We start from the raw sequence: 9,408 nt of genomic DNA on the forward strand, positions 1-9,408 counted from the left end.
TTTTATTTGACATAAATCCATTATTTCCTTTACAAAATAATGAAAATTATGGTAAAATATATAACTATGTTTACAAAAAAAGTTTAAAAAATTTTCATCATAATGTAAACGGATACTTTTTAGACTATTTGTAAATCAAGATAATAAAGGAGAAGACATGCAAGGTATTTTATATGCATTAGTTCCTATGTTCGCATGGGGAAGTATTGGTTTTGTTAGTAATAAAATTGGTGGTAAACCCAATCAACAAACGTTAGGGATGACATTAGGTGCCCTTTTGTTTGCATTTGTGGTTTGGTTGTTTGTTCGACCAGAAATGTCAGTTTCCCTCTGGGTTTTCGGTATCATTGGGGGAATGCTTTGGTCTATGGGGCAAAACGGTCAATTCCGTGCCATGCAGTATATGGGGGTTTCTGTCGGGAATCCATTGTCTAGTGGTGCCCAATTGGTATTTGGTAGCTTGATTGGTGCTATTGTCTTTGGTGAATGGAGCAAACCAATTCAATACACACTTGGTATCATTGCCCTAATCTTATTGGTTATCGGATTCTACTTTACAAGTAAACGTGATTCTGACAACGCTGAAACAAATGAAATGACAGACTTTGGTAAAGGTTTCCGTGCCTTAACTTACTCAACTGTTGGTTATTTGTCATACACGATTTTGTTTAACAACATCATGAAATTTGACGCACTAGCTGTTATTTTCCCAATGTCAGTTGGTATGGTTTTGGGAGCTATGATTTTCATGAAATTCCGAATTCAATTTGAACCAGTTGTTCTTAAAAATACCTTGGTTGGTTTGATGTGGGGAGTTGGTAACATCTTTATGCTTTTAGCTGCTGCTAAAGCAGGATTGGCTATTGCCTTTAGTTTCTCACAATTAGGGGTTGTCATTTCTATCGTTGGTGGTATCTTGTTCTTGGGAGAAACCAAAACACGCAAGGAAATGCGTTGGTTGACCATTGGTATTGCTTGCTTCATCGTCGGAGCAGTCTTACTTGGATTTGTTAAATCATATTAAGCCTTGACAACTTTGTCAACGTAAGCAATAAAAAAGCTGAGTCTTAAGACTCAGCTTTTTCTTGTATCACGCCGTTAGTAACGGTAAAGACTTTTAGGTCTTTTGGTTTTTGGGTAAGATGGTCAAGGCTTGTCGTAGTGATGAAGGTTTGAACGTTCTTTTCAATAATCATTTTGAGCAATTCTGTTTGACGGTAATTGTCCAACTCACTCATCACGTCATCAAGTAATAAAATAGGATAATCGCCTGTATTTTGTTGGATAAGTTCCACCTCTGCCATTTTAAGAGACAAGATTAGGCTTCTATGCTGTCCCTGACTGCCAAAACCAGCGGGCATATCGTTGATAAAAAAGGCTAAATCATCCCGATGTGGTCCAACGCTGGTCGTTTTTTTGAGTAAATCAGGTTGGCGTGCTTTTTGCAAAGCTTGTAAAAAATGTTCTTTTAAGTTCGTTGTTTCTGTAAATGGAATGGAAGATTTGTAGTGTATTTTCAGGTGCTCTGTTTGGTTTGAAATGGTGTGATGGTAGCGGTCAGCTTCTTGTTCCATACTGGCTATAAATTGCAACCGTTGCTGGATGACGCGGCTACCAAATTCTGCTAATTGCTCATCCAAAACGTCTAAAAACTGAGCGTCCACTTTTGCTGCTGTTTTGAGATAGGTATTGCGCTGCTTTAGCACATGGTTGTACTGGGATAAATCAGATAGGTAAATCGGTTTAATTTGCCCCAAATCAATATCTACGAACTTACGACGCAAGCTAGGTGACCCTTTGATAAGTTGTAAATCCTCAGGAGCAAACAAAACAACGGTCATTGTTCCGATGTAATCAGACAGTTTGGCTTGTTTGAGGTGATTGACCTTGGTGAAGCGCCCTTTGCTTGACAGCTGAATATCCAAGGTTGTTCGACCGTTGGAACGCTGCAACAAACCTGATACCGAAAGGTCTTGCTGTTGAAAATGAATGAGTTCCTTATCTGTTCGTGTGCGGTGGCTTCTGGTCAGAGCTAAAAAATAAATGGCTTCAAGGAAATTCGTTTTTCCTTGGGCATTTTTACCAAGAAGGACATTCAAACCAGAAGAAAAGGTCAATTCTTCTTGAGTGTAATTGCGGTAGTTTTTTAAAGTGATTTTTTGAATCCACATGTTAAGTTCCTGGGAAACGAACTGGCTTGCGTGTTTTATTTTGTTTTGGTTGGTCTTTCTTGGTTTTGGTTTTTGCTTGCTTATTCAAGGTTTTAACCAAGTCAGCCACACGTTTTTTTTCAGCCATTTCTTGTTGGTGTTCTTCTTTTTCAGCAGGTGTTGGTTCTACGATTTCAATTTCAAGGGCATCGTGTGGGATTGTAATAACATCACCAACACGAAGTTTTTTTCCACGGCGTTTTTCATCCTCTCCATTAAAAAGTACAGCGGTTTCAGCCAAGTAGCCTTTGACAGCACCTCCGCTTTTGATAATGCCAAGTTCTTTTAACAAGGCTTGTAAGGTGATAAAATCATCAAATAATGTGTATTTCATTGCATTCTCCATTCTGTAGTCCAAGTAATTATAACATAAACATGGTATAATTTTAGGTAATTAAGGTTTTTTAGTAAGGAATTTATCATGAAATTAGTTGATGGCGTGGCGTTACACCTAATCCAAAACGAACAATTTAAAATGAACCACCTAACCTTTCGCTTTTCGGGAGAATTTCAGCAGGAAACCGTAGCAAAACGTGTCCTGGTGGCACAGATTTTAGCAACGGCAAATGCGACTTATCCGACAGCTCAGCGATTCAGAGAACGTTTGGCTAGTCTTTACGGGGCTAGTTTGTCAACTAAGGTTTCAACCAAAGGCTTAGTGCATATCGTGGATATCGAAATCTCTTTCTTGAAAAATCGTCTGGTCAAGACAGGAGAAAATATTTTAGAAGATATTATTGATTTTTTGTATCACACCTTGTTTTTGCCTCTTATCACTGTTGAACAGTACCAGACGAAGCTTTTTGACATTGAGCAAGCCAATTTGATTCAGTATTTACGAGTGGATAATGATGATAGTTTTTACAGTAGTGAGTTAGGCTTGAAGAAGATTTTCTACGATAGCCCTGTTTTTCAAGTGTCTAAGTATGGTACGGCTGATTTGGTTGCTGCTGAAAATTCCTACACCGCCTACCAAGAATTTCAAAAAATGCTTAGAGAAGACCAGTTGGACATCTTTTTACTGGGAGAATTTGATGACTACCGTATGTTGCAGTTGTTCAATAAATTCCCGTTTGAAAATCGTGACAAAACCTTGCATTTTGCTTACAACCAAGACAAGAGCAATGTTATTCGAGAACAGGTAGAAACGAGAGAAGTCAGCCAGTCGGTCTTACAGTTGGGGTATTATTTTCCAACACGCTATTTTGATGAAGATTACGCGACTTTATTAGTCTTCAATGGTTTATTTGGCGGTTTTTCACATTCGCGTTTATTTGAGGAATTACGTGAAAAAGAAGGTTTGGCCTATACGATTGGCAGTTGCTTTGATATTTACACGGGTTTACTCAATGTTTACGCTGGGATTGACGCTGAGAATCAGATGAAGGTTTTAAAACTTATCAACAAGCAATTGTCCCATTTGAAATCAGGACGATTCTCAGAAACCTTTTTGAACCGTACGAAAGAACTGATAAAAACAAACGTTGTCCTATCTGGCGATTCGCCTAAAGCGACTATTGAGCGGGTGTATAATGACTATCATGGCATAGATAGTCGTGGTGTTGACACTTTAGTCAAAGAGGTTGACAATGTTTGTAAAGCAGATGTTGTAGCTTATTCAAAAGAGATAGCCTTGCAAGCATTCTACTTTTTGGAGGGAAAATAGATGGTTACTTTAAATGAACACACTTTTTTAGATAGTCAAGAAACGGTTTATTCAACCACTTTGCAAAATGGTCTAACCGTCTATTTGATTCCAAAAAATGAGTTTAAGGAAGCCTTTGCTTTACTCAGCGTTCAATATGGTTCGATGGATACCCAATTCATTAGTAATAACCATTTGAAACAAGATACAGAAGGTTTGGCTCACTTTTTAGAGCATAAATTATTTGAAATGGCAGAAGGAAAGGACGTTACAACTCAGTTCACTGATTTAGGTGCTGAGGTCAATGCCTTTACGACTTTTGATAAAACGTGTTTCTATTTTTCAACCGTTGATAAGGTCAATGAAAACCTTGATGTGTTGCGGCACTTTATCTTAGAAGCTTCTATGACAGAAGTATCGGTTTTAAAGGAAAAAGACATTATCAGGCAAGAGATTGCCATGTATCAAGATGATGCTGATTATCGCTTATATCAAGGTGTTCTTGAAAATCTTTACCCCAATACAGCCTTGGCGACAGATATCGCAGGTAGCAATGCTAGTTTGGAAAAAATGACCTTGGCTGATTTGCAGGAGAGTCATCAAACGTTTTATAAACTTGACAATATGACCTTAGTTTTGGTCGGTCATTTTGATAAAGACGCTGTTTTGGCTTCTTTGACTGAAAAAGATGAGGAAAAAACGCCTGCTGATAAGAGCGTGATTGAAAAAGAGGCGTTAGCTTACCACCCTGTCGTGCCACGCAGCAATATTCAAATGGATATTACGCAGCCTAAGATTGCTATTGGTTTTCGTGGGCAACCGCTTGAGAGCCACCAATCTGTTTTGCGACAAGAACTGGCTTTAAAACTCTTTTTTGGTATGGTGATTGGTTGGACTTCCCATTATTATCAAGACCTTTATAAAAAAGGTTATATCGACGATTCGTTTGATTTTGAAATGGAAATCCACTCAGCCTTTCAATTTGTCATGGTGTCGCTAGATACTTTAGAACCGATTGCCATGCTCAATCAAATCAGAAAGCATTTGGATAAGGTTAGTCATGATAGCGCAGCCTTAGCTGACTTGTCAGAAGAACATTTTACGATTGTCAAAAGAGAATTATACGGGACATTTTTTAGAGAATTGGATTCTATTGAGCAGTTGGGGATGCAGTTTGTGAATTATCTTGGTAAGGGCGATTATTTTACTATTCCAACGCTCTTGGAAAGTCTTACTTTCACAGAAGTAGTGGAAACAGGAATGCATTTTCTGAAAACAGCTGACGTCACAGAATTCACAATCTTGCCAAAATAAAAGCGAAATACTGTGAAAATTTTGCTATAATAGAACTGATTATATTTTTATTAAAGGATAACTTTACATGAAAGAACAAACGATTGGTGATATTTTAAGAGAAAGTCGAGTTGCACAACATCTCACATTAGAAGAAGTTGAAGAAAAAACCTCCATTTCATCGTCTTATCTGTTAGCCTTGGAATTGGAGCAGTTTCAATTAATTCCTGAAAATCAGATTGAAGATTTCATACAAAAGTATGGGGAATGTGTTCATTTGGATACGGCTGATTTATTGGCGAAATACCGTAAGCAAAGAGCAGCTAAACTTGTTAAGGAAGACAAAAAGACACCAGCACCAAAACAAGCTGCACCTACTTCTAAAGCAGTCCCTTACAAAACAGAAACACCAACAAGCACACAACGTGTTTCTCAAAACGTGAGAACAGATGATATGGTAGTTGGCTCACGTTCAAGCCGTCATAAAAATGAAGAAGTGACAGCGTCTTATATTCCGATTATCCTCCTTTCTTTGGTGGCTTTGGGAATTTTGGCATTTGTGTCATTGGTAACGTGGAATCAATTGCAAAGCGACCGCCGCACTGCGAATACCGATTATTCTGTCGTTTATAGCAAATCGTCGACAAGTAGTTCAAGCTCTTCTGAATCAACATCAACGTCAACAAGTTCATCATCGTCTGACAACAAGTTGAAAATGACGACAGAAGGTGGTGGTAGCAATTTGACTGTGAATCTATCAAATGTACCAGACACTGTGACGGTTGATATTTCGTTATCAGGAGCTGACAGCAGTTGGGTATCTGTTACCAACTCAGCCTCAGGAGATTCAGGGGTTCTCCTTTCTTCAACAGGTACAACAAGTTACTCTGCAACCCTTGCTTCAGGAACTAAATCATCAGTGATTACTCTAGGAGTGACAAAAGGTGTTACAGTAACAATTAACGGACAAAAAGTTGATACTTCAGCCATCACAAGTACAACTTTGAGTTATATTACACTTAATATTCAATAGGATGAAAATGAACATGATAAAAAAAGAAAATATCCCCAATCTACTAACCTTGGCGCGTATCGTCATGATACCTGTGTTTATTCTGGTTTTGGTTTTTTGGAATAACATGACTGGTCATATTGTCGCTGCGGCAATCTTTGCCATCGCGAGCATCACAGACTATTTAGACGGTTATTTGGCAAGACGCTGGAAAGTTGTGACCAATTTTGGTAAATTTGCTGACCCATTAGCAGATAAGATGCTAGTCATGACAGCCTTTATCATGTTGGTGGCTATGAATATGGTACCAGCTTGGATTGCAGCTATTATTGTGTGCCGTGAATTAGCAGTTACAGGTTTGCGTTTGTTATTAGTTGAAAATGGTGGAACGGTTTTGGCGGCAGAAATGCCTGGAAAAATCAAAACATTTACACAAATGTTTTCTATTATTTTCCTATTATGTCACTTCACATTGATAGGAACCATTTTACTTTATGTTGCTCTTATCTTCACCATTTACTCAGGGTATGATTATTTCAGAAAAGCAGGATTCCTGTTTGAGGATACGTTTAAATGACATCAAATAGCATTGACGTGAAGCATTTGACCTTCAAATACGATGTTAATCAAGAACACAACACTTTGGATGATTTATCGTTTCACGTGAAACGAGGGGAGTGGTTGTCTATTATTGGGCATAATGGATCAGGAAAATCGACCACGGTACGTTTGTTAGACGGTTTATTGGCTGCAGAATCTGGGCAGATTTTTATCGAAGGTGATTTATTGACCGAAGACAATGTCTGGGATATTCGCCACAAGATAGGCATGGTGTTTCAAAACCCAGATAACCAATTTGTCGGCGCTACGGTTGAAGACGATGTGGCTTTTGGTCTTGAAAACAAAGGCATTCCCTTGGATGAGATGAAGGAACGCGTGGCAAAGGCTTTGGACTTGGTTGGCATGTCTGAATTTGCTGACCGAGAGCCGTCACGTCTTTCAGGTGGTCAAAAACAACGTGTGGCTATCGCTGGAGCTCTAGCCATGCAGCCTGATATTATTATTTTGGATGAGGCGACGAGTATGTTGGATCCAGAAGGTCGCCTAGAGCTCATCAAAACGATTAGAGAGATTCGCAAGCAATATCAGATGACAGTGGTTTCTATCACGCATGATTTGGATGAGGTGGCTTTAAGTGACCGCGTCTTGGTCATGAAAAAAGGAAAAGTGGAATCTAGCTCAACCCCAGAAGAATTATTTAATAGAGGGGATGACTTGCTAACCTTGGGGCTTGATGTTCCATTTTCGACAAATCTCATCTCAGCTTTAAAAGACAAAGGCTTTGATTTTACCCAAAACTACCTGACAGAAAAAGATTTAGAGGATCAATTATGGGAATTACTCTTGAAAACGTAGATTATACATACCAAGCGGGGACACCTTTTGAAGGACGTGCCCTTTTTAACATTAACTTAAGCATTACAGAGGGCTCTTATACCGCTTTCATTGGTCATACAGGTTCAGGAAAGTCAACGATTATGCAGTTGCTAAATGGCTTAAATGTCCCCACTAAGGGCTGTGTGTTGGTGGATGATGTTAAGATAACAGCCGATTCTAAAAACAAAGAGATCAAGTCTGTTCGTAAAAAAGTGGGCTTGGTATTTCAATTTCCAGAAAGTCAGCTCTTTGAAGAAACCGTTCTCAAAGATGTCGCTTTTGGTCCGCAAAATTTTGGTGTGTCAAAAGAAGAAGCCGAAGATATCGCACGTGATAAATTAGCCATGGTGGGTATCAGTCAGGAATTTTTTGATAAAAATCCTTTTGAACTTTCAGGTGGTCAGATGAGGCGCGTGGCGATTGCAGGTATTTTAGCCATGGAACCAGATATTTTGGTCTTGGATGAACCAACAGCTGGTCTTGACCCCAAAGGACGCCGTGAATTAATGACCCTATTTAAAACCTTACACCAAAATGGCATGACAATTGTCCTTGTGACTCATTTAATGGATGATGTTGCTAACTACGCTGACCATGTTAATATCCTAGAAGGTGGGCACTTGGTCCGCTCAGGGCATCCTAAAACTATTTTTCAAGATGTTGCCTTTATGAAGAGCAAACAACTAGGAGTCCCTAAAATCACTCAATTTGCCCAAGATTTAGTGGATAGGGGGCTAAAATTGGAGAATCTTCCGATTACGATAGAGGAATTTGTAGAGGTTATTACACATGGATAAATTGATACTAGGACGCTACGTCCCAGGAAATTCGTTGATTCACCGACTAGACCCAAGAAGTAAGTTGCTGGCTATGATTGCTTATGTCATTATCGTTTTTTGGGCGAATAATGTCGTCACCAATGCCATCATGATTGGCTTTACTTTGGTTATCATTTTGCTATCGCAGTTAAAATTAAGCTTCTTTTTAAAGGGCATTCAGCCTATGATTGGTATTATTCTATTTACTACCTTATTTCAGATGTTTTTCACTCATGGTGGTGAAACTTACTTTCAACTTGGTTTTCTAAAGATTACCAGTTACGGGCTTAGTCAAGCAATTTTGATTTTCATTCGTTTTGTGTTGATTATCTGTTTTTCAACTCTTTTGACCTTAACCACAACGCCACTGAGTCTAGCTGATGCGGTAGAATCACTCTTGAAGCCCTTTGCACGTTTGAAGGTACCTGCTCACGAAATTGGCTTGATGTTGTCTTTGAGTTTGAGATTTGTGCCAACTTTGATGGACGATACCACACGTATTATGAACGCTCAGAGGGCGCGTGGGGTGGATTTTGGAGAAGGAAACCTTCTCCAAAAGGTAAAATCCATCATTCCGATTTTAATTCCTTTGTTTGCCTCTAGCTTTAAACGTGCGGATGCTCTGGCCTTGGCGATGGAGGCACGCGGTTATCAAGGAGGAGAAGGTAGAAGCAAATACCGTATCTTGCAATGGCAAAGTCGTGATACCATGGCGTTAATGGTATTATTTGCCTTAGGAATAGCCTTATTTTTATTTTCAAACTAACGCACAAAATTACTAATATAAACAAAGCCTGTTGTATCAACGTTTATCGCTATTATTGTGAAAATACAAAAACATATAAAATTACCAACTTAATGTAGTAGTTACATTAAAACACATTAAAAAATACGGGTTCAGCGGGCAAGAAAATAGCACCAGTAAGGTGCTTTTTTTAGTTGTCCTCGCCTAGTTTCTTTATTATATGGCTCTATAATTTCTGTAGTGGGTAA

General features: G+C 38.8%; 10 protein-coding genes. 8 read left to right on the forward strand and 2 right to left on the reverse strand.

Going from position 1 to position 9,408, the window contains the following annotated elements:
* Positions 1–157 precede the first annotated feature (157 nt).
* A complete protein-coding gene (locus B3R79_RS04980; protein ID WP_293694104.1) occupies positions 158–1,024 on the forward strand; it encodes a GRP family sugar transporter in 867 nt (288 codons plus the stop codon).
* Between the two features lie 43 nt (positions 1,025–1,067).
* On the opposite strand, the gene recF is transcribed toward B3R79_RS04980, so the two are convergent.
* Together recF and yaaA are read right to left on the reverse strand one after the other, a co-directional pair.
* Positions 1,068–2,171: a DNA replication/repair protein RecF gene (gene recF / locus B3R79_RS04985; protein WP_204984856.1), complete on the reverse strand. Its 1,104-nt coding sequence runs from the start codon at positions 2,169–2,171 to the stop codon at positions 1,068–1,070.
* A gap of 1 nt (position 2,172) precedes the next feature.
* Positions 2,173–2,544, reverse strand: a complete 372-nt coding sequence (gene yaaA / locus B3R79_RS04990) for a S4 domain-containing protein YaaA (protein ID WP_154455077.1) — start codon at positions 2,542–2,544, stop codon at positions 2,173–2,175.
* Between the two features lie 87 nt (positions 2,545–2,631).
* On the opposite strand from yaaA, the gene yfmF reads away from it, so the two are divergent.
* The 7 genes from yfmF (at position 2,632) to B3R79_RS05025 (ending at position 9,181) form a co-directional block, all read left to right on the forward strand.
* Positions 2,632–3,876, forward strand: coding sequence for an EF-P 5-aminopentanol modification-associated protein YfmF (yfmF, locus tag B3R79_RS04995; RefSeq protein ID WP_293694109.1), 1,245 nt, complete (start codon positions 2,632–2,634; stop codon positions 3,874–3,876).
* Positions 3,877–5,169 (forward strand): EF-P 5-aminopentanol modification-associated protein YfmH, encoded by a 1,293-nt coding sequence (gene yfmH / locus B3R79_RS05000; RefSeq protein ID WP_204984858.1) that lies wholly within the window; start codon positions 3,877–3,879, stop codon positions 5,167–5,169. It begins immediately after the preceding gene.
* Positions 5,170–5,236: 67 nt separating this feature from the next.
* Positions 5,237–6,181 (forward strand): helix-turn-helix domain-containing protein, encoded by a 945-nt coding sequence (locus B3R79_RS05005; protein WP_293694112.1) that lies wholly within the window; start codon positions 5,237–5,239, stop codon positions 6,179–6,181.
* A gap of 13 nt (positions 6,182–6,194) precedes the next feature.
* Positions 6,195–6,737: a CDP-diacylglycerol--glycerol-3-phosphate 3-phosphatidyltransferase gene (pgsA, locus tag B3R79_RS05010; protein WP_154455081.1), complete on the forward strand. Its 543-nt coding sequence runs from the start codon at positions 6,195–6,197 to the stop codon at positions 6,735–6,737.
* Positions 6,734–7,576, forward strand: coding sequence for an energy-coupling factor ABC transporter ATP-binding protein (locus B3R79_RS05015; RefSeq protein ID WP_154455082.1), 843 nt, complete (start codon positions 6,734–6,736; stop codon positions 7,574–7,576). The genes pgsA and B3R79_RS05015 overlap by 4 nt, the downstream gene beginning before the upstream one ends.
* The gene (locus B3R79_RS05020; RefSeq protein ID WP_293694115.1) at positions 7,552–8,394 is read left to right on the forward strand and encodes an energy-coupling factor transporter ATPase; all 843 of its coding nucleotides are present in this window, start codon (positions 7,552–7,554) and stop codon (positions 8,392–8,394) included. Before B3R79_RS05015 ends, B3R79_RS05020 begins: the two co-directional genes overlap by 25 nt.
* Positions 8,387–9,181: an energy-coupling factor transporter transmembrane component T family protein gene (locus B3R79_RS05025; RefSeq protein WP_168261376.1), complete on the forward strand. Its 795-nt coding sequence runs from the start codon at positions 8,387–8,389 to the stop codon at positions 9,179–9,181. The genes B3R79_RS05020 and B3R79_RS05025 overlap by 8 nt, the downstream gene beginning before the upstream one ends.
* Positions 9,182–9,408 lie beyond the last annotated feature (227 nt).

Source organism: Streptococcus sp. UBA3373 (assembly GCF_002360305.1).
GTDB lineage: Bacteria > Bacillota > Bacilli > Lactobacillales > Streptococcaceae > Streptococcus > Streptococcus alactolyticus.

What these genes read in the sequence shown, in the direction of transcription:
- B3R79_RS04980 (WP_293694104.1), top strand. Translation starts at nt 158, where the DNA reads ATGCAAGGTATTTTATATGCATTAGTTCCTATGTTCGCATGGGGAAGT.
- B3R79_RS05025 (WP_168261376.1), top strand. Translation starts at nt 8,387, where the DNA reads ATGGATAAATTGATACTAGGACGCTACGTCCCAGGAAATTCGTTGATT.
- yfmH (WP_204984858.1), top strand. Translation starts at nt 3,877, where the DNA reads ATGGTTACTTTAAATGAACACACTTTTTTAGATAGTCAAGAAACGGTT.
- pgsA (WP_154455081.1), top strand. Translation starts at nt 6,195, where the DNA reads ATGATAAAAAAAGAAAATATCCCCAATCTACTAACCTTGGCGCGTATC.
- yaaA (WP_154455077.1), bottom strand. Translation starts at nt 2,544, where the DNA reads ATGAAATACACATTATTTGATGATTTTATCACCTTACAAGCCTTGTTA.
- B3R79_RS05005 (WP_293694112.1), top strand. Translation starts at nt 5,237, where the DNA reads ATGAAAGAACAAACGATTGGTGATATTTTAAGAGAAAGTCGAGTTGCA.
- recF (WP_204984856.1), bottom strand. Translation starts at nt 2,171, where the DNA reads ATGTGGATTCAAAAAATCACTTTAAAAAACTACCGCAATTACACTCAA.
- B3R79_RS05020 (WP_293694115.1), top strand. Translation starts at nt 7,552, where the DNA reads ATGGGAATTACTCTTGAAAACGTAGATTATACATACCAAGCGGGGACA.
- B3R79_RS05015 (WP_154455082.1), top strand. Translation starts at nt 6,734, where the DNA reads ATGACATCAAATAGCATTGACGTGAAGCATTTGACCTTCAAATACGAT.
- yfmF (WP_293694109.1), top strand. Translation starts at nt 2,632, where the DNA reads ATGAAATTAGTTGATGGCGTGGCGTTACACCTAATCCAAAACGAACAA.